The 19,149-nt window shown below is 60.5% G+C and carries 21 protein-coding genes and 1 pseudogene; 3 read left to right on the plus strand and 19 right to left on the minus strand.

Annotated elements, in window-relative coordinates:
- Positions 1-103: 103 nt before the first annotated feature.
- From AC1DMK_RS05545 to AC1DMK_RS05560, 4 genes are all read right to left on the minus strand, one after another.
- The gene (locus AC1DMK_RS05545; protein WP_037058892.1) at positions 104-478 is read right to left on the minus strand and encodes a hypothetical protein; all 375 of its coding nucleotides are present in this window, start codon (positions 476-478) and stop codon (positions 104-106) included.
- Positions 479-637: 159 nt separating this feature from the next.
- Positions 638-940, minus strand: a complete 303-nt coding sequence (locus AC1DMK_RS05550) for a hypothetical protein (RefSeq protein WP_037058520.1) — start codon at positions 938-940, stop codon at positions 638-640.
- 102 nt (positions 941-1,042) lie between these two features.
- On the minus strand, positions 1,043-1,465 hold the full coding sequence (locus AC1DMK_RS05555; RefSeq protein WP_477857605.1) for a secondary thiamine-phosphate synthase enzyme YjbQ: 423 nt from the start codon (positions 1,463-1,465) through the stop codon (positions 1,043-1,045).
- Positions 1,466-1,543: 78 nt separating this feature from the next.
- Complete coding sequence (locus AC1DMK_RS05560; RefSeq protein ID WP_037058523.1) at positions 1,544-1,897, minus strand: DUF1428 family protein; 354 nt, start codon at positions 1,895-1,897, stop codon at positions 1,544-1,546.
- 190 nt (positions 1,898-2,087) lie between these two features.
- Between AC1DMK_RS05560 and AC1DMK_RS05565 the strand changes: the two genes are divergently transcribed.
- Positions 2,088-2,540, plus strand: a complete 453-nt coding sequence (locus tag AC1DMK_RS05565; RefSeq protein WP_477857606.1) for a VOC family protein — start codon at positions 2,088-2,090, stop codon at positions 2,538-2,540.
- Between the two features lie 36 nt (positions 2,541-2,576).
- On the opposite strand, the gene AC1DMK_RS05570 is transcribed toward AC1DMK_RS05565, so the two are convergent.
- Positions 2,577-3,503 (minus strand): LysR substrate-binding domain-containing protein, encoded by a 927-nt coding sequence (locus tag AC1DMK_RS05570; protein ID WP_037058893.1) that lies wholly within the window; start codon positions 3,501-3,503, stop codon positions 2,577-2,579.
- Between the two features lie 527 nt (positions 3,504-4,030).
- Here AC1DMK_RS05570 and AC1DMK_RS05575 point away from each other — a divergent pair.
- Entirely contained in the window at positions 4,031-5,056 is a 1,026-nt protein-coding gene (locus AC1DMK_RS05575) for a porin (RefSeq protein ID WP_477857608.1), read from the plus strand.
- 204 nt (positions 5,057-5,260) lie between these two features.
- Here the strand turns inward: AC1DMK_RS05575 and AC1DMK_RS05580 are convergent, their stop codons facing one another.
- From AC1DMK_RS05580 to AC1DMK_RS05610, 7 genes and pseudogenes are all read right to left on the minus strand, one after another.
- Positions 5,261-5,641 carry a DUF427 domain-containing protein gene (locus AC1DMK_RS05580; protein ID WP_037058531.1) on the minus strand — a complete coding sequence of 127 codons (381 nt, stop codon included), beginning with the start codon at positions 5,639-5,641 and terminating at the stop codon, positions 5,261-5,263.
- Positions 5,642-5,725: 84 nt separating this feature from the next.
- A pseudogene (locus AC1DMK_RS05585) lies at positions 5,726-6,043 on the minus strand (phytanoyl-CoA dioxygenase family protein); the annotation flags it as partial.
- A 112-nt stretch (positions 6,044-6,155) separates the two neighbouring features.
- Positions 6,156-7,094, minus strand: coding sequence for a DMT family transporter (locus tag AC1DMK_RS05590; RefSeq protein WP_477857610.1), 939 nt, complete (start codon positions 7,092-7,094; stop codon positions 6,156-6,158).
- Between the two features lie 70 nt (positions 7,095-7,164).
- Positions 7,165-7,995, minus strand: coding sequence for an AraC family transcriptional regulator (locus AC1DMK_RS05595; RefSeq protein WP_037058533.1), 831 nt, complete (start codon positions 7,993-7,995; stop codon positions 7,165-7,167).
- A gap of 210 nt (positions 7,996-8,205) precedes the next feature.
- Entirely contained in the window at positions 8,206-8,367 is a 162-nt protein-coding gene (locus AC1DMK_RS05600; RefSeq protein ID WP_477857612.1) for a hypothetical protein, read from the minus strand.
- Between the two features lie 246 nt (positions 8,368-8,613).
- Positions 8,614-9,825, minus strand: coding sequence for a DUF930 domain-containing protein (locus AC1DMK_RS05605; RefSeq protein WP_477857614.1), 1,212 nt, complete (start codon positions 9,823-9,825; stop codon positions 8,614-8,616).
- A 96-nt stretch (positions 9,826-9,921) separates the two neighbouring features.
- Positions 9,922-10,899 carry an AraC family transcriptional regulator gene (locus AC1DMK_RS05610; protein WP_477857616.1) on the minus strand — a complete coding sequence of 326 codons (978 nt, stop codon included), beginning with the start codon at positions 10,897-10,899 and terminating at the stop codon, positions 9,922-9,924.
- Between the two features lie 129 nt (positions 10,900-11,028).
- On the opposite strand from AC1DMK_RS05610, the gene AC1DMK_RS05615 reads away from it, so the two are divergent.
- Complete coding sequence (locus AC1DMK_RS05615; protein WP_477857618.1) at positions 11,029-11,922, plus strand: SDR family oxidoreductase; 894 nt, start codon at positions 11,029-11,031, stop codon at positions 11,920-11,922.
- Between the two features lie 64 nt (positions 11,923-11,986).
- On the opposite strand, the gene AC1DMK_RS05620 is transcribed toward AC1DMK_RS05615, so the two are convergent.
- From AC1DMK_RS05620 to AC1DMK_RS05650, 7 genes are all read right to left on the minus strand, one after another.
- Positions 11,987-12,280, minus strand: a complete 294-nt coding sequence (locus tag AC1DMK_RS05620) for a GYD domain-containing protein (RefSeq protein ID WP_037058542.1) — start codon at positions 12,278-12,280, stop codon at positions 11,987-11,989.
- 227 nt (positions 12,281-12,507) lie between these two features.
- Positions 12,508-14,562, minus strand: coding sequence for an RNA polymerase sigma factor RpoD (gene rpoD, locus AC1DMK_RS05625; RefSeq protein WP_477857620.1), 2,055 nt, complete (start codon positions 14,560-14,562; stop codon positions 12,508-12,510).
- A 464-nt stretch (positions 14,563-15,026) separates the two neighbouring features.
- Complete coding sequence (locus tag AC1DMK_RS05630) at positions 15,027-15,374, minus strand: GFA family protein (protein ID WP_037058546.1); 348 nt, start codon at positions 15,372-15,374, stop codon at positions 15,027-15,029.
- 11 nt (positions 15,375-15,385) lie between these two features.
- Positions 15,386-16,423: an L-threonine 3-dehydrogenase gene (tdh, locus tag AC1DMK_RS05635; RefSeq protein ID WP_477857622.1), complete on the minus strand. Its 1,038-nt coding sequence runs from the start codon at positions 16,421-16,423 to the stop codon at positions 15,386-15,388.
- Between the two features lie 157 nt (positions 16,424-16,580).
- The gene (locus AC1DMK_RS05640; RefSeq protein WP_477857624.1) at positions 16,581-17,768 is read right to left on the minus strand and encodes a glycine C-acetyltransferase; all 1,188 of its coding nucleotides are present in this window, start codon (positions 17,766-17,768) and stop codon (positions 16,581-16,583) included.
- A 78-nt stretch (positions 17,769-17,846) separates the two neighbouring features.
- On the minus strand, positions 17,847-18,575 hold the full coding sequence (locus AC1DMK_RS05645) for a class I SAM-dependent methyltransferase (RefSeq protein ID WP_477857625.1): 729 nt from the start codon (positions 18,573-18,575) through the stop codon (positions 17,847-17,849).
- Positions 18,576-18,632: 57 nt separating this feature from the next.
- The gene (locus AC1DMK_RS05650; RefSeq protein WP_477857627.1) at positions 18,633-19,076 is read right to left on the minus strand and encodes a cupin domain-containing protein; all 444 of its coding nucleotides are present in this window, start codon (positions 19,074-19,076) and stop codon (positions 18,633-18,635) included.
- Between the last annotated feature and the right edge of the window lie 73 nt (positions 19,077-19,149).

The raw sequence follows: 19,149 nt of genomic DNA on the forward strand, positions 1-19,149 counted from the left end.
CAGAGCCACTTTCCGTTCCGCCCCATACTCTCCGTCCAAACGAAATCACCCCGCCTGCGGACACGCAGGCGGGGTGATTCTATCTCAGCCGGTAGATCAGCACCTATCGGCGAAGGACCGGGCAGCCGCGAACGTTGCCGAAGCTGATTTCGTCGGCACCGCGACGCGACCAGCCCTGAACGATGACGCGGCGTGGCGTAACGTCAACCACGCGGGCACGGCGGAAGCCGTAGTCGCGGGCAATATCTTCCGCAAGACGCGGATCACAGCCGCGCGGACGGCCATAGCCCGGACCCGGCGGTGGTGGGCGCCCGTAGCCCGGAGGTGGCGGTGGCGGACGGCCGTACCAAGGAGGCGGTGGCGGGCGGCCATCGCCGATGTAGATATCCACCTGAGCGGATGCTGGTGCCACGGCACTGGCGAGCGTGCCGGCCGCAAGCACCAAGGCAAAACCCGCCTTGGCCAGAAATTGCATCATCGAAATCTCCATATGCGCGCGACAAGGGGGTCGCACTGCTTTCGATTCATTATCACCGGTCAGAGAGCCTTTCCGGAGCTGCACAGTCATATGCGATTCGCACAAAGCAGACCGAAAATGGCGTGGCTAAGGCGAACCGGTCTCACGCTCCACGCATGCTCAGTGACGTATCAGCGGGCATCCGCGAACGTTTGCGAACGTCATTTGTTGCCAGCCGCGATATCGCCGACCGGAAACAATCGCGCGGCGCGGTGTGATGCTGGTCAGCCGTGCGTTGCGCAAACCGGCCCAGCGCGCCTTCTGGACAGCCTGCACCGGCGAGCAGCCGCTGGTCGGCCGATACTGGACATCCACCACGGCTGGCCGATCAGACGTGGCCGCCGCCGCGATCGGGGCGGTTGTGGAAATGGAAGCCAGCGCGATAAGCGTGACACGCGAAGCCTTGGCGAGGAAATGATGCATGGCAAACTCTCGATTGTCGTTTCGTCGATCTCCCTTCCGGGATTATCGAGACGATAACCGCCTGAAAATGAACAATGTTCGAACCATCTATTCAGTTTTTGTTCAGCCGCCGAGATGCAGCACGACTTCGCGCCGGTGTGGCCGGTCGCGATGCTCGAACAGATAGATTCCCTGCCATGTGCCGAGCGCCAGCCGTCCGTTGCTGACGGGGATACCGATCGAAACCTGCGTCAGAGCCGCCTTGATGTGTGCCGGCATGTCGTCTGGTCCCTCCGTCGTATGCACGATCCATCGCATCGACGGATCCGACGATGGTGGCACGAGGCGGCGAAAGAAGGCGTCGAGGTCGGTGCGAACAGCGGGATCGGCATTCTCCTGGATGAGTAGCGAACAGGAGGTATGCCGAACGAAAACGGTCAAGAGCCCCTCGCCCGCGCCAGAGAACCGAGCGAAGGCCGAAGCCTCTTCCGTGAATTCGTAGAGGCCCTGCCCGCGCGTCGTCAGGCTGATGATCTTTTGCGGCATGACGGTTCTCCGGAAGCATTGTCTCCGGCAGACGTGGCGCGCCCTCGCCGTTGATGTCAATCCCGCTCGCCCCTTGCTTTAGAGCCGCAAAAACGGCTTGAACCCTCCGAAGATCATCCGCTTTCCGTCAAAAATCGCCTTCCAATCGTCACCCTGCAGGCGTGGATCCGACATCACTTTCGACATGATGTCGTCGCGCTGCTCGCGCGAATCGTAGACAATCCAGGAGAAGACGACAATTTCATCATCCGTCGCCTGAACCGCACGGGGAAATGATGTCATCTCCCCATAAGGCACGTCGTCGGCTATGCATTCGACATATTCCTTGGCGCCGTGCGCTTTCCATACGGCGCCTGCCATTGCCGAAAACAGCTTGTAAGCCTCGATGTTCTGCTTGGGCACCGCAACGACGAATCCGTCGACATAGGACATGTTCTTCTCTCCTTTGGCTTGTTGCACCGGTTCAAGGACGAACAGGATTGCTCCGAACCGACACCTCAGTAAGAATAGGCGCATTGCGGGAGGGGCAAGATCGCAGAGGGTCGAAAAAAACGAACGCGCATGTCGGAATATCTCCCCTTTGCGCGTCCTCGACACATGCAACTGTCAGGAGGAAAAGCCGATGCAGAAAATCACCCCGTGCCTTTGGTTCGACAACCAGCTCGACGAAGCGATCACCTTCTATTCAGGAATATTCAAGAACGCCGGGGAAGCGCAGATCAAGCGCGGGCCGGATGGAAAAGCCTTCGCTGCCACCTTCGAATTGGAGGGACAGCAGTTCATGGGCCTGAACGGCGGCCCGCAATTCAAGTTCACCGAAGCGATATCGTTCTTCGTGCACTGCAGGGACCAGCCGGAAGTTGATTACTACTGGGAGCGGCTGCTCGACGGCGGCAAACCGCAGCAATGCGGCTGGCTAAAGGATCGGTTCGGGGTTGCCTGGCAGATCATCCCGGATGCGCTGATGCGCTATCTCAACGATTCCGACGCGCAAAAAGCGATACGCGTACAGGCTGCCATGATGCAGATGGTCAAGATTGACGTTGCAGCCCTTGACGACGCCTATGCGGGCTGACGTCGGCGACCGGCCATACGCAATGCCGGGCGGCGTCTATGCTTCGGTTGCCGGGGTCGTCGCCCGAAAATTCCGGAACTGCTCGACAAGGAAATCGACCAGTGCCCGCACCGCGGTGGGCAAGCCCCGTGACGCCGTGAACACCAAATAGATGGTGGCCTGGGACATCTGATAGTCGGGAAGCAGATGTACCAGGCTCCCCGCCCGTAGGCCCTCGGCGCAAACGTGGTCGGGAAGCAGACCCACGCCGACCCCCGCATGGACCGCCTCGAGAATAGCCGGAACGCTGCGGCAGCTCATGCGAGGTCTGTGCTCGTGTCTGTAAGGCGTTCCGTCGGGCCCTTTGAACTCCCAGACATCCGTCTCCCTCCACTCGGCCATGGCACCGGTGAAGGACACCGTCGGCACGTCGGCAAGGCACTCGATGCCACAGCGGCGCGGCAACGTCTTTGCGAGATCCCTGTTCGCGACCAGGATCAGATCCACTTTGCTCAGAACCCGCATCGTCAGCTCGGAATCGGTCTCTTCCGCCAACTGCGCACGCACAGCAAGGTCGAGTCGATCATTGATGATGTCGACGCGCTGATCGGTTGCCAGGATCTGAAGCTGGACCTTGGGATATCGTATCAGAAATTCCGGAAGCATGCCTCCCAACGCCCCTTCAAGAAGCCCGGTCGGCACGCTTATTCTGATCGCACCCTGCGGTTCTCCGTTGGCCTCACTCACGGCCTTGGCAGCACGGTCAACTTCGCGCAGCATGTTTTCGCAGTATACATACAATGACTGGCCGATCTCCGTCACCCGAAAGCGGTGTACCGTCCGCTCGATCAGCCTCACCCCCAGCCGCTCCTCGAGCGTCGATATATGACGGCTGAGCTTCGATTTCGGCAACCCCAGCACGCGCCCGGCAGCAGAAAACCCGCCATGGCGCACCACGGCAGCGAAATAGGCGAAATCGTTCATATCAGGAAATGCAACGTCTGCGGAAGCCACCGAACACCTCGTCTTTGCAAATGCGTATTCATGCTCCCCCTGCACGTCGCTTACGCCTCTTGATCGGCGATGCCAACGACAGGAACGAAACTTTCGTTCCGAATTTGGAACATTGCGTTCCAAACAACGACCTTCAAATGCCGGTCGCGCGCTATTATCTCCCGCCTGCAATTCCTCTCGATGTCGTTTCGACGACCCCGCCGCAGCGCTCCCATGAGCCTTCGTAACAGACTTGCTTCTTGGTGCGCCGCCACACCGCGGCGCAGCGATGAACTTTGCCTAAGTATTTGATAACGTTGCATAAAAACAACAGATAAAACCAATTCATGCCGCAGAATACGATTTCGATCACGGGAGAATTGATAGATTTACTTAAGGATGAAAGAGAAGAGTCAGCGGTTCGCTGATCCGCGCGCCGAAAGGCAATTACCGGAACAGCCGCCATTCGCCTTTTACAGCCGTGGCGGCAGTCCCTTCGAAAAGGAAATGGATTTCAAATGAACATACGGATGGTTTTGTTGACCTCGGCCGCAGCGCTTGCGGCTGCGTCTTCCCCGGTATTCGCTGCTGACGCGATCGTTGCAGCCGAGCCGGAAGCGGTAGAATACGTCCGCGTCTGCGACGCGTACGGCACGGGGTATTTTTACATTCCCGGTACAGAAACCTGCCTGAAGATAAACGGTTACATCCGTTTCCAGGTCGACGGGGCTCCGGACGCAAAGGGCACCAGCGACTGGAACGCAAAAACACGTGCACAGGTTCAGCTGACTGCCAAGAGCGACACCGAATATGGTCCGCTCACCGGCGTGATTGTTTTCCGCGACAACGGCGACAACTCTTCGACCGGGACCATTCTGGATTCGGCATACATCGACGTCGCCGGTTTCCGCGCTGGTCTGTTCTACAGCTGGTGGGATGACGACCTGAGCGGCGAAACGGACGTCCTGTCCAGCCACGCGACGCTGCACAACTCGATCCGCTATCAGTACGAAAGCGGCGACTTCTATGCTGGCGTCAGCGTCGACGAGCTGGAAGACGGTTACTACAAGCCCGGCGAAGGCCCGAACAACGTCGGCGTCGCTGTCGCCGTTGGCGGCAAGTCTGGTATCTTCTCCTACCAGGTCATCGGTGCTTACGACACCGACAACGAAGAAGGCGCGATCCGCGGTATCGGCTACGTTGACGTTGGACCTGGTACGATCGGCCTCGCAGGCGCCTGGGCGAGCGGCCGCAACAGCTACTACGATCAGTCCGAATGGACGGTTGCTGCGGAATACGCCATCAAGGCAACCGACAAGCTGACGATCACACCTGCGGCGCAGTACTTCGGCAAGTACGTGACGGATACCGACTCGGCCACCCCTGACTCCTTCGATGGTCTGGGCGACGCTTGGGCTGTTGGCGTGACGGTCGACTACCAGATCGTCGATAACTTCTACGCCAAGGCAACCGTCAACTACACGGATCCGGATGACGCCGACGACGTGACGACTGGTTTCTTCCGTCTGCAGCGCGCATTCTAATCTGAAATCCCGGTGCCCCGGCTTTGCCCGGGGCCCCATCGGTATCGCGTTTTCTGATCCGATTGACCTCCGATCAGTTACGGGGATGGGCCGGTTTCCCTGCCGGACCATCCTTGTATGCCTTCAAGTCGACCCGGCCCCCCGGTCCTCTCGCTCGCCGAAGTGCTTCCTCCGCAAAATCAGAACGTTTTCGGCCGCGACTTTTTAGGCGGGCAGGTCTTCGATCGAGTCAACGCGATCCGGATAGAAGGCGAAATACGCTTTGATCTCGCTGACGGCAGCATGGGGGTTTTCGTAGGTCCAGATCGCGTTTCCGGAACGCTCCCCGCCCGCCGGAATGCTGTAGTACGACGCCTCGCCTTTGTAGGGACAATAACTGTGATCGTGGGTCCGCTCGACAAGCGCCAGGTCCACGTCTGCCCGCGGTATGTAGTAGACCGGCGGATATGTGGCTTCCTTCAACGCCAGCGCATTGTGACTGTCGGCAACCACGTGTCCGCCGACTTTGACGACGATGCGCGACGAGCTGTGCGTGATCGTGATCGGATGGTCGGGTCCGGGTATCTTCATCGGCTGGAGTGACATCGGGGTCTCCTTTTGATCCTATCAGATATAGGAGCCCGCTGGCCGGATTGCAGGAGCAGGTGGCAGCTCCTGCAAATTTATCGGTCACCAGCGGTCAAGACCGAGCAGTTTGCACCCCAGCGGCGAGAGTTCTGCGGTGGTGGCGTTGTGCTTTTCCCATTCACGCGGATCCCCCGGAAACGCATCGCGCGCTCCTCGCGTTCGGCAGCGTTGTCGTCTTCGGCCGGATGCATCGAGACGTATTGCGCCATTTGCACTCGGTTGTCGGAGTGATTGGGACGGGCGCCGTGAGCCAGCAACGAGTATCAGGTCACCTGCCTCCATGTCGATGTTGACGATGGACAGGCCTGTGATATCGGGGTGCATCGGATCGCGATCCTCAGGCTGTGTGCTAACCCACTCTATGCCCGTCCGGTTCCCCTGCCCGCATTGGCGGAAATCGCAGCACTTAGTCCCTCCGGTCTGCACCGGCTGTTCATCCGCCACGCGCCGTGAAGGGCATGACGCCGCGCGACTATCGCAATCTCTTCAACGCTCGATAGATGCCGCCCGCAGGCGACGCTTGCTCGGGGGCAATCGGCGTCCTTCGGCGTGCCAGCCCGAGCCCCAGAACTGCCGCAAGCACGCATCCGACGCCGGCGAGCTGATTGAGCGAGAGCGGCTCCCCGAGCAGTACAAAGGCCATCAACACGGCGGATGCGGGCGCGATCGCCGTAAACAGTGATGCTTCGACGCCAGAGACGCGCGCTGCACCTGCATACCAGAGGATAAAGCCCGCGACAGTCGGCACCAGCGCGTAGTAAGCCACCGCCGCGATCGCATCATGGGAAAGGCCGACGGGAGACGCACCCTCGCACAAGGCCGGAATGGTCGCGACGACCAAACCGATGCCGGTCATCAGGGCGGACTGGGTCAGTGGCGGGATTGGCGTATCGAGTGTCTTGTTCAACAGAATGAAGAGGCTCTCACACATCACCGCGCCAAAAACCAGCCCGTTCCCGAGCATCGATCCGCTCCCGGCCTCCGGCGAGAATGCAATAGACAATAAACCGACCGCCGACATTGCGATCACCAGCACCATCGAACGATGCGGTCTCTCGCCCAGAACCACGATGGAAAGAGCGGCAGAAACGATTGGCAGCGTGCCGATGATCACGCCCGCGTCGGCCGCCGTCGTCAGCTTCAAGCCCGATATCAACAACGTCGTATAGCCGACGCTGCCTGCCCCCGCCTGGACGGTGAGGATGACCCATTGCCGCGGCCCCAACCTCGGGAGCCGCGCTCCGCGCCACCACATCAAGAGCGCGAACACGGGAAACGCTATTGCAAAACGCAGAGCGGTTGCTGTGAACGGCGGCATGCCCGCCGCGATGACCCTGCTGGCAGTGACCGTGCTCCCAACCGTCAGCATCGCAAGTGTCAGATAGAGGTAGCCTTGAAAAGGTCCGCGCATCGTCGTTCTCCTGTTGGCTTGCAGGAGACCCGAAGGCTATCGCGAGATCTTGAACGAAATTGCAGATGGCTCAAGCCATCGCGTTGGCATAGCTCCCTGGCGATACCCCATATTTGCTGACGAACACGCGCGTCATATGGCTCTGGTCGGCGAAACCGGCGGCAAGGGCCGCTTCGGCAAGGGGGGTACCCGCCGCCATCAGCCGTCGGGCAAGATCGATGCGGCGCTGAACCAGATAGGCATGTGGCGTCATGCCGGTTGCCTTGAAAAATGCCCGTAGCACCTGAAACCGGCTGAGCGCGCTCGCCCTTGCCAGATCTGAAAGCGACATCGCTGCGGCTGGATCGTCGTCCATCATCTCCCGCGCGATCCGGATCGAGCTCGGTATGACGGGGCGGACGGTTGCCGGACGCGCGCGCATGATCCCCGCGACGAGCGTCAGCAAGCCTTCCTCGCATGACAAATGATCTGCATTGGAGCCACCTGCGGTCCGGCCATCTGCATTCGCAAAGGTTGCTGCGGCAAACAGCGCCCGGAATTGTCCGGCGATCCGTGGATCGCGAAAGACCGGATGCGGAAGCTCCGCCGTCGCCAACTCCCCGTCCGTTATGTCGGAAAGGCAATTGCCGATCACGTCAGGCGAAAAATAGAGAATGCTCCATGAACGCCCCTCACCGATCGGCGTCCCGTCATGCACCTCATTCGGGTTTACCGAAATGAGATCGCCCGCACCGGCTTCCACCATGCCGCGCCCGCTGAGCGATTTCTGTGCGCCGGAAGATATGAGACCGATACCGAACTGCTCGTGCGTGTGCTTGGCAAAGCTATGGCTCGTTTCCGCCACGACGGCTTCGACACCGGGGATTGCGGATTTCAGCATTCTAAACTGGTTCTTCGCCATCTCGCCTCGCACTCCGTCCAGTGGGCAATGTGGCCGCGGGGCCGATCGACTGCAGCCGCCTGCTCGCGCTCAGTCGCTGGTTTCGACAGTCATGCCGTATTGGCACGTTTCGTTGCGCCGCGCGGCGTCCCTGGAACGGTGATCAATGAACCCTCGTCATTCATCGACGCGGGACTTGAGCAAAGCGAGCCGAAACCGCGTTCCTACGGCTCAGTGCACTGTCTCCGGCTGTATTTCCCCAGCGAGAATCGACAATGTCTCTTCGAGAGCGGTGACCAGAATGTCGGTCAGTTCATCTCCGCGATTCTCGATAAAAGCCACCTTGGTGGCCTCGTCCTGCATTTCGAAAAAGCGCTCGATCTCGATCGACATGTCATTGTCCTTTCATGCGCCGCAACCATCCGGCGATGGGACAAGGCTAGGCGGTCTGACTTGTGCCGAACTGGAGCGATCATGGATCGCAGCCTGTCGCCCGACGACACAACCAACCTAGCGCACCCGTCGGCGGGTTCCAGTGCCCCAATTGCGGTATTCGATACGACTTCCGAATTGCCCCAGGCAAAACGCCGCCTCAGATGCCCTCGCAGCACGGCCGGATTGTCTGCAACCTGTGTCCCTCTATTGCGGGAATCCGCGGCTTTTCCATTGGCTTCTAGGGACCTGATCGCCCACGTCGAAAGCAAAGGACAGGACCTTTGTGGCGTCTGCATCCACCTCGCACCGGAAGCTCATGTCGTACCAGCGGGCGCTGGCGCGGAAGGCGCCACGTCTCACTTCGAGCACTGTGCCATTCGACAGCCGGTAGGACGGCAGCAATTCGGGGCGATAGCCCGAAGGCGAGTGCCTTAGCTGCTCGCGCAATTCGGTGGTGCAGAGCTGAGCGACCCGCAAGCCTCGCGGCAGATTGTCCATGGCGGTCTTGGCGACAGGATCATCCGTCGCGTTGCGTGAGAACAGCGTCTTGGCCTCGGTGAGCGCAACCGGTGCAGGCTTGGCGGGCTCTTTCGCCTCGGCCTTTGCCATTTCAGACGGCTCTGCCTGCTCGAAGTCAGTCTTCGCCTCGCCGATGGCCCCCGCGGGCGGCCCGTTCTTTTCCTGATGGGTGTCACCCGCCTCGACTTGCGGCAGCTCGATATCGTCCGGCACCGGGTTTGCCGGCGGCTTGTCATCGGCCGGCGGCTTCGTCGCCGACGCTGTTTCGACCGGTTCGGGCTTGCCGTTCGGCGGCGTCACGTCAGGCTCGGCACCGGCAGCGGACGCATCTCCGGCCTCGGATTTTTGCGGCCCGGTGTTCTTGTCGCCGAATTCGAAGACCGGCCTTAGCGGTTGAATAGGCTGCGGCTTGCCCTGCTGGTCGGAAGCTTGCGCGCTCTGCTCCTCCGCCTTCGGTTGTTCTGCTTTCGGCTGCTCCTCCTCAGGCGGCTTCTCCTCAGGCGGCTTCGCTTCAGGTGGCTTTTCCTCGGGCGCCTTCGGTTGCTCCAGCGGCGGGGGCGGAGGGGGTGGTGGTGGCGCGGGTTCTTCCGCCTTTGCTTCCGCTTTCGGCGGCTCCGCCGGCTTTTCGGCAGGCTTCTCCTCCGCCTTCTTTTCTTCAGGTTTCGGCTCTTCCGGCACCTTCAATTCGGGCTTCTTCTCCTCCGGGTTTTTCTCCTCCGGTTTCTTCTCTTCCGGCGGCGGCACGAGGTCGACGTTGACGGTCTCTTCCTCGGGCGGCTGCGGCGGCTGCTCCGGCAGTTTCACGAAAAAGAAGGCAGCGACCGTCAGATGCAGCAACACCGAGGCAAACACGCCCCAGCCAAATACCCCCCAGCGATTTTCCAGAATCTTCGGCATGCCCACGCACGGTGCCCTACAATAAGCTGTCGATGTGGCCTTTTAAGAAGGCAGCATCAAGCCTCAAAAGCAAAAAAGACGGTATTCGCCAGTGCGTCAATCCGCGACGGACTGCAAACGATTGACGCGGGCTCCTTCCCCATAGCCATGCCAAGGCGGGGTCTTTTGCGGGCTACGGCCATATTGCCGCGGTGAACACCCCATGATCCTCTTGAACGCCGTGCTGAAGGCGGCTTCCGACTCATACCCCAGCGATGGAGCGATGATCGAAATGGGATCTCTGGAGTTCTCCAGCCTGTCGCCTGCCAGAGCCATGCGCCAATGCGCCAGGTATTCCATAGGTGTCGTGCCAACGGTCTCCTTGAACTTCAGCGCGAAGGTCGATCTCGACATGCCTGCACGCGCCGCCAGTTCCTGCAATGTCCAGCGCCGCGCCGGATCGCCGTGCATCGCGTTCATTGCCGTGCTCATCTGTTTGTCCGCGAGCGCGAAGAGCCACCCGACGCCGGTTTTCGCGCCTTCCGCCAGATGCATCCGCAGTGCCTGAACCAGCATCATGTGGGCAAGATGCTGCACGATCAGGAAGCCGCCCGGCTGCGGTTCGCGCAATTCCTGCATCATCCGCTCCACAGACCAGCGCAGCGTCGCCTGGTCGGTCTCATCCCGGATATGGACGATGGGCGGCAGCACCCGCAACAGGATACCGGCATGACTGCCCGCAATCGCGAAGCGGCTGCTGACAAGTAGAAAGTCTCCGCCACCATTGTATGAAGCGATACTCCCCTCTCTCGGCGCCGCAAAAATTGGGCCGGCATCGACCGGCGTCAAAGCCATGTCGCTTGCGAGGCGAAAAGGCCGTCCGCTCGGCAGCAGGAAGCAATCTCCCGTCCGCAGGTACACCGCATCGGTAACGCCCTCTACCGACAGCCAGCACTGACCCGAAACCACGGCGCCGGTTTTAATGCCTGCTTGCTGGTCAGGGAACTGGATTGACCAATCGCCACCCGCCTCCAAGCCAGCGGACAGATAATTCAGCGGTTTCAGCAACGAAAGCACGTTGGAGAGCGGATCCATCATTCACTCCGGACGATCGCAAAGATATTGCGGACGTCACAGCATAGACCGTATGTCGTCAGTTTCCTAACTGATAACGACATGGCCGCGGACGCGGCCAGGCAAGAACACAAACAAGGAGAAATGATAATGCGGGTCTTTGTAACCGGTGCTACGGGCTTTATCGGTTCTGCCGTCGTCAAGGAACTCATCGAGGCGGGCCATCAGGTCCTCGGGCTCGCCCGCTCGGATGCGGCTGCCGCATCTCTTGCCGCTGCAGGCGCCGAGGTGCATCGCGGCGATCTTGAGGACACGGAGAGCCTGCGGAGCGGAGGAGCGGCCGCCGACGGCGTTGTTCACACGGGCTTCAACCACGACTTCTCCCGGTTCAAGGAGAACTGCGAGACGGATCGGCGCGCCATCGAGGCGCTCGGTTCCGCGCTCCTCGGCACCGACCGCCCGCTGATCGTTACATCAGGAACCGGCCTGCTGACCCCGGGCCGCGTCGCGACCGAACACGATGTGCCCGCCTCAACCTCATCAAATCCTCGCGTTGCATCGGAAGAGGCGGCAGCGGCGCTGGCGGCCCGCGGGGTTCGGGTGTCGCTGTTGCGCCTTCCTCCGTCTGTCCACGGCGATGGCGATCACGGGTTCGTTCCGATCATCATCGGAATCGCGCGTCAGAAGGGCGTCTCTGCCTGCATCGGCGAAGGTCTCAACCACTGGCCCGCGGTGCACCGTCTCGATGCCGCACATCTCTACAGGCTCGCGCTCGAGAAAGGCGCAGCGGGCGCCCGATACCATGGCGTAGCCGAAGAGGGCGTGCCGTTCCGCGAGATCGCCAGAGTGGTCGGATCCCGGCTCAACGTGCCAATCGTCAGCAGGTCTCCCGAGGAGGCGGCCGAGCACTTCGGCTGGTTCGCCCATTTCGCAGCACTCGACTGCCCGACATCAAGCGAGCAGACCCGTCGGCTCCTGGGGTGGGCGCCGAAGCAGCCTGCGCTCATTCCCGATCTCGACCGACCACGCTACTTCGAAACCTGAATAGATCGCGCGGGCGGCACGGCATATGCAAGCCATCGGCGCGTCTGCCGCCCGACCGTCGCAACTAACCGAGCGACCCTATGATCTCGCGATAGGCAGCTTCCGGAAACGCCTTCAGCGTCCGCGTGCGCACGTTGCCGCCCATCCCAAGGGACAGGCCAAAGCGGGCCATCACCGCATCATCGGGCGCCTCGCAGACAGCCACCAGATCATGCTCTCCGAGAGTCAGATAGAATTGCTGGAAAGAGCCGCCCATATCACCGAGCAGCTTCTTTGCCGCATCCAGCCGTTTTGTCGAATCGCGCACGTTGCGAATGCCCTGATCCGTCCAATTGATAAGCACGATGTAAGTGGTCATATCACACCTCCCGACGGAGGGTCTTGGTCCACGCAGGCGTATTGGCGACCTTTGCACAAGCGCTGCGGTCGGTCCCTTCCCCCGTGGCAAGGATTGTACTCCACTCCCCATGCAGCGACAAGAAAAGCGCTCATTGTGAAAGCGGGCTAGATCCAGAAAAAAGCCGGGCGCGAGGCCCGGCTTTCAGTGCAATGTCCGTGATCGGCTGATTGCCGAAAATGACCGCCTTAGCTGTCGAGGAAGCTGCGGAGCTTTCTCGAACGGCTCGGGTGCTTCAGCTTGCGCAGCGCCTTTGCTTCGATCTGACGGATACGTTCGCGGGTAACCGAGAACTGCTGGCCGACTTCCTCAAGCGTGTGGTCGGTGTTCATGCCGATGCCGAAGCGCATGCGCAGGACGCGTTCTTCGCGTGGCGTCAGCGACGCCAGAACGCGGGTCGTCGTTTCGCGCAAGTTCGCCTGGATGGCGGCGTCGATCGGCAGCAGCGCGTTCTTGTCCTCGATGAAATCGCCGAGGTGGCTGTCTTCTTCGTCACCCACGGGGGTTTCGAGCGAGATCGGCTCCTTGGCGATCTTCAGGACCTTGCGGACCTTTTCGAGCGGCATGGCTAGCTTTTCAGCCAGTTCTTCCGGCGTCGGCTCGCGACCGATCTCGTGCAGCATCTGGCGCGATGTGCGGACGATCTTGTTGATCGTCTCGATCATGTGCACCGGAATACGGATGGTACGGGCCTGGTCGGCGATCGAGCGGGTAATCGCCTGGCGGATCCACCAAGTAGCATAGGTCGAGAACTTGTAGCCCCGACGGTATTCGAACTTGTCGACGGCCTTCATCAGGCCGATGTTGCCTTCCTGAATGAGGTCGAGGAACTGCAGGCCGCGGTTGGTGTACTTCTTGGCGATGGAGATGACCAGGCGAAGGTTCGCTTCGACCATTTCCTTCTTGGCGATACGCGCTTCCCGCTCGCCCTTTTGGACCATCGACACGATACGGCGGAATTCAGCGATCGAGATGCCGGTTTCCGTCGCCAGATTCTGAATCTCCTGGCGGATGTCGCGGATCGTCGTGTTTTCCGACTTCGCGAATTCCTTCCAGCCGCGTGCGGCCAGATTGCCAATCGACTTCATCCAGTTCGGATCGAGCTCGGCGCCCTGATACTGCTCGAGGAACGAGTCGCGCTTGACGCCGTAGGATTCCGCCAGACGCAGCAGACGGCCCTCGTTCTGCATCAGCCGCTTGGAAATGTCATAGAGCTGCTCCACGAGGGCGTCGACGCGGTTCTGGTTCAGCGACAGAGACTTGACGGCCTTGATGAGCTCATCTTTGAGTTCCTTGTAGCGACGCTCCTGGGCGGACGACAGCGTGCCGGTTGCCGCAAGGCGCTGCTCGACCTGCTGGTCCTGCAGCTTGCGCAACTTCTTGTAGGTCTCGGCGATGACGTCGAGCGTTTCCATGACCTGCGGACGAAGCTCGGCTTCCATCGCGGCGAGCGAGAGGTTGGACTCGTCTTCGTCTTCTTCCTCTTCTTCACCGGGAAGTCCCTCGCCGCCGACATTGGTGATGTCGTCGTCGCCGGTACGGACGCGGCGCGTCTTTTCCTTTTCCTCGGCAGCCTTGCGGTCTGCCTCGATCTTTTCAGGGCTCTGGAACTGCGGAGCAGCCTTCGCCTCGGGACCGGAGTAGGTCGTTTCAAGGTCGATGATCTCGCGAAGCAGCGTCGTGCCTTCGTTCAGCTCGTCGCGCCAGATGATGATCGCCTGGAACGTCAGCGGGCTCTCGCACAGACCGCCGATCATCGTTTCGCGGCCGGCCTCGATGCGCTTGGCAATCGCGATTTCGCCTTCGCGCGACAGAAGCTCCACCGAACCCATTTCGCGCAGGTACATGCGAACCGGGTCGTCGGTGCGGTCCGTAGGCTCTTTCTTCTTGGCGGTCGCAAGGGCGGTGCCGCCGGAAGGAGCAAGTTCGCCGCCTTCGCTTTCCTCGTCGGAACTGGAATCGTCGTCGTCGCCGCCGCTGGCGCCGGCCTCTTCGGCTTCCTCGTCCTCGATGACGTTGATGCCCATATCGGACAGCATCGACATCGTGTCTTCGATCTGTTCGGACGTCACTTCCTCTGACGGCAGGACGGCATTCAGCTCATCCATCGTCACATAGCCGCGCTTCTTCGCGGCCTTGATCATTTTCTTGACCGCGTCATCGGAAAGATCGAGAAGAGGGCCGTCGGTGCCGCCGTCGCGTTCGACTTCCGCTTCTTCGTTCTCTTTGACTTTGGTTGCCATTTATATCGTCGCCTTCCTGACGCTATTCAAACTCGCTGCGGTGACGGCCAAACCAAGCCTGCACGCCGCAAACGGTCGTCTCGAATCACCTGATCCCCACCTAACGGGATGAGATTTAATGCCTGATTAACCACGATTGCCGGCGCCAGACGACAGAGCTTTATTGTCATCAAATGTCCGGCCATGGTTGTGCGATCCGCCCTTGACCTAGTTCACCGCTTTCCAAGTCGAACGGTGATTCCCACAATTTTTGTTCTCGTCAAGCTTTTCCAGAAAAAAAGCCGCAGAAAACCCGGAAAAAGCCTTATCCACAGGCTTGGAACCGCTCAAGCGATTGCCAACCATAAATAGGATGTCACCGCCGGAAGACAAGAGCACCAGAGATTCTTGGCGCAACCGCAAGACACCTCGTGGTATCATGTTGCCGCCAACGGCACATATCACATGAGCGGCAGGATAGAAACCTATCGCGACTGACCGTCGTACGGCACGATATCAAGCGCGCCAAGATCGATCGCCGGAATGCAGCGCAGATTGATCGACGCCATGGCATCGCCGTTCGGCAAAACACCTTCGCCGAAGGGCGCTACACCACAGGTGCCGCAAAAGCGATGCGTGATGATATGGCTGTTGAAAGTATAGGTCGACAGGCTTTCCTGTGGCGTCGTCAGCTTGAACTTGTCGCGGGCAACGAAAGCCAGCAAGCCGCCACGCCGACGGCAGAGCGAGCAATTGCAATCGACGCCCTGCCTGAAATCCCCCTCCACCTCAAAAGCGATGTTGCCGCAATGGCAGCTTCCCTCGTAGATCATGTGTCCCTCCCTCACGACCAGTCCATCACCACCTTACCCGAATTGCCCGAGCGCATTGCCTCAAAGCCTTCGCGGAAATCGTCGATGCTGATGCGATGGGTAATAACCGGCGCCAGATCGAGGCCGCCCTGAACGAAGGCGATCATCTTGTACCAGGTCTCGAACATCTCGCGGCCGTAGATGCCCTTCAGATTGAGCATCTTGAAGATCACCTTGTTCCAGTCGATCTCGAAACCGGCTGGCGCGATGCCGAGAATTGCGATCTTGCCGCCATTGTTCATCTTGTCGATCATGTCGCGGAAGGCAGGCGCAGCACCGGACATTTCGAGCCCGACATCGAAGCCCTCGGTCATGCCGATCGACTTCATCACATCGGCGAGGTTCTCCTTTGCCGCGTCGACGACATAGTCTATGCTGAGCTTGCGGGCGAGCGCGAGCCGGTGCGGGTTGATGTCGGTGATCACGACCTTGCGGGCACCGGAGCGTTTGGCAACCAGAGCAGCCATGATGCCGATCGGCCCGGCGCCCGTCACCAGCACGTCCTCGCCGACGAGATCGAACGAAAGCGCCGTATGAACGGCATTGCCGAACGGATCGAAGATGGCAGCGATCTCGTCCGGAATGTCATCGGGGATCGGCACGACGTTCGCCTCGGGAATGCACACGAACTCGCCGAAGGAGCCCGGGCGATTGACGCCGACGCCGAGCGTGTTGCGGCAGAGATGCCCCCTGCCCGCGCGGCAGTTTCGGCACTTGCCGCAGACGATATGACCTTCGCCGGATACACGCTCTCCCACATGATACTTGGTCACGGCCGAGCCGACCTCGGCAATGACGCCGCAGAACTCGTGACCGACCACCATCGGCACCGGAATCGTCTTCTGCGCCCACTGGTCCCAATTCCAGATATGGACATCGGTGCCGCAGATGGCCGACTTCTTAACCTTGATCAGGACATCGTTCGGGCCGACCTCCGGCACGGGCACCTGCTCCATCCAGAGCCCGACCTCGGACTTTGCCTTGACCAGCGCCTTCATCATGTTCGACATCGTTTCTTCCTCTGGCTTGCGCCGGAGCCGCCTCCCCTTCTCCCCTCGGGGAGAAGGTGCCCGTCAGGGCGGATGAGGGGCTGCACGGCACGCGATCAATTGCTCTTCATTTCATTCCGACATCTTCTCCCCGCCGGGGAGAAGAGGGAGATTGACTTCAAATCACCCCCAGCTCGCGGCCAGCCTCGGCAAAGGCCGCAATCGTCCGCTCGACGTCGGAGCGCGAATGCGCCGCCGACATCTGCGTACGGATACGGGCCTGTCCCTTGGGCACGACGGGAAAGGAGAAACCGACGACGTAGACACCCTTCTTCAGCATCAGTGCCGCCATGTCCTGCGCGAGTTTCGCATCGCCCAGCATGACAGGAATGATCGGATGTCCCTCGCCCGCCAGCGTGAAACCGAGCTTGGTCATCTCGGCGCGGAAAAGCTCCGCATTGGCCGAAAGCCGCTCACGCAGCGCGTCGCCGTTCTCGATCAGGTCGAAGACCTTCAGAGACGCGGCGGCGATTACCGGCGCCAGCGTGTTGGAAAAAAGATAGGGACGCGAACGCTGGCGCAGCCAGTCGACGACCTCTGCCTTGCCCGACGTATAGCCCCCGGAAGCGCCGCCCAGCGCCTTGCCCAGCGTGCCGGTAATGATGTCGATCCGCCCCTCGACGCCGCAATATTCCGGTGATCCGCGTCCATTCTTGCCGACGAAGCCGACCGCGTGGCTGTCGTCCACCATCACCATCGCGCCGTATGCCTCGGCGAGGTCGCAGACGCCCTGCAGATTGGCGATGATGCCATCCATCGAGAACACGCCGTCCGTGGCGATCAGCTTGAAGCGGCTGCCTTCGGCTTTCTTCAACTCTTCCTCGAGAGCCTTCATGTCGTTGTTGGCATACCGGAAGCGCTTGGCCTTCGAGAGGCGCACGCCGTCGATGATCGAGGCGTGGTTGAGCGCGTCAGAGATGATCGCATCCTCCTCGCCCAGCAGCGTTTCGAACAGACCGCCATTGGCATCGAAGCAGGAGGAGTAGAGGATCGTATCCTCCATGCCGAGGAACGACGAAATGCGGGTCTCGAGCTGCTTGTGCTCCTCCTGCGTCCCGCAGATGAAACGCACGGACGCCATGCCGTAGCCGTAGCGGTCAAGCGCCTTCTTGCCGGCCTCGGCAAGCTCCTCGTTGTCGGCAAGGCCAAGATAGTTGTTGGCGCAGAAATTCAACACGCGCTCGCCGGAAGCAACGGCGATCTCACCGCCCTGCTTCGATGTAATGACGCGCTCGGACTTGTAGAGCCCAGCATCTTTCAGCCCGGCCAGTTCAGTGCGAAGATGAGAGAGGAATTGCGAGGTCATCGACGGCCCTTTTCTTGGTGCTTTCCTGTATCGCCGGCGTCGGACTAGCACATCGACGCACGCTTGTCTTGCGCAGGCTCAGCGCTGCGCCGCGATCAAAAGGAACATCGGCCGATCCATCTCTTCTGCCAATTCTGGATGATCGACAAGCTGTTCGGTACTCGGTCGCCACTCCTCGACATGGCGAATGGCCAAGCCCGCTCCGATCAGCGTGTTCAGCGTCGTGGCGAGCATCCGGTGATACTTGACCACGCCCTTGGCGAGCCAGTCCGTCGTTCGCTGCCCCTCGCAGGAATAGCCATCGAGTGGCCAGATCCGGCGACCTTCGCCATTCCTGGTCCACATCGGCACGCCAGGTGCGATGTAGATCGGATGCTCGATGGTGAAGACGAAATCAGCACCTGGGACCAGTGCGCTGTGGATCGTCGCGACAAGCCGCGCGAAGTCTTCGATGTAATGAAACGCGAGCGAACTGTAGGCGAGGTCAAACGATGAGCCAGGCAGCTCCAGATGCTCCAGATCGGCGATCTCGTAGCGGATCGCCGCATCCGCCGTTTCCTGTCGTGCGCGAGCAATCATTCTCTCGGAGAGATCGAGCCCGAGAACGCTCTTCGCACCCTGATCGGAAGCATAGCGCGCAAACCAGCCAAAACCGCAGCCGAGATCGACAATCCGCTTGCCCGAGAGGTCCGGCAGAACCGCGCGGATCGACGCCCATTCGGCAGCCCAGTCCAATCCGTGCACCGACCGGTTGAGCTGGCTGTATCCCTCGAAGAACTCGGGCTTGTCGTAAATATTCTGGGCCATGTCTGTTTCCTCTCGGTCGGCCTTTATAGACCGCCCACGATCTCAACAGCGTTTCGATCATCCTTCGATCAGGCCAAATTGCGCCTGGATGGACAGGATCTTCTCCGGCGTGTCGGCGCCGCTGCGCTCGAGCTCCAAGAAGAATAGCTCGAAACCACCCGGCGTCACCACGCCCATCATGTGCCCCGGGATGTCGCTGACATTTCGCCAATGGTGCGGGATATGCGGCGGCAGGACAACCGTCGTGCCCGGCGGTGCCTCGACGACATCGCCGCCGCACCAGAAGCGATAGGTCCCGACAATGACGCGGAACATTTCAGTCTCGCGCGTGTGCGTATGCCGGGTCGGCCCCGTGCCGGGCGCGGAAAAGGTTTCCCACGCGCCGAAGGCACCGGCCGTTTCCTCGCCGGTGGCATGAATGAAAATCCGCCCGCCATGTGGATGTCGAGCGACCCGCTCCCGCCCGGGCAGAGACACAACCGGCTTGTCGAATGTCGCCATGATAGATCCCCGAAAACGAGGGGCGATGATATCAGCATAACGAAACACGCGCCAGCCTGAGATTGCAAAAACA

The sequence above is a fragment of the Rhizobium sp. 05L419 genome (assembly GCF_056397845.1).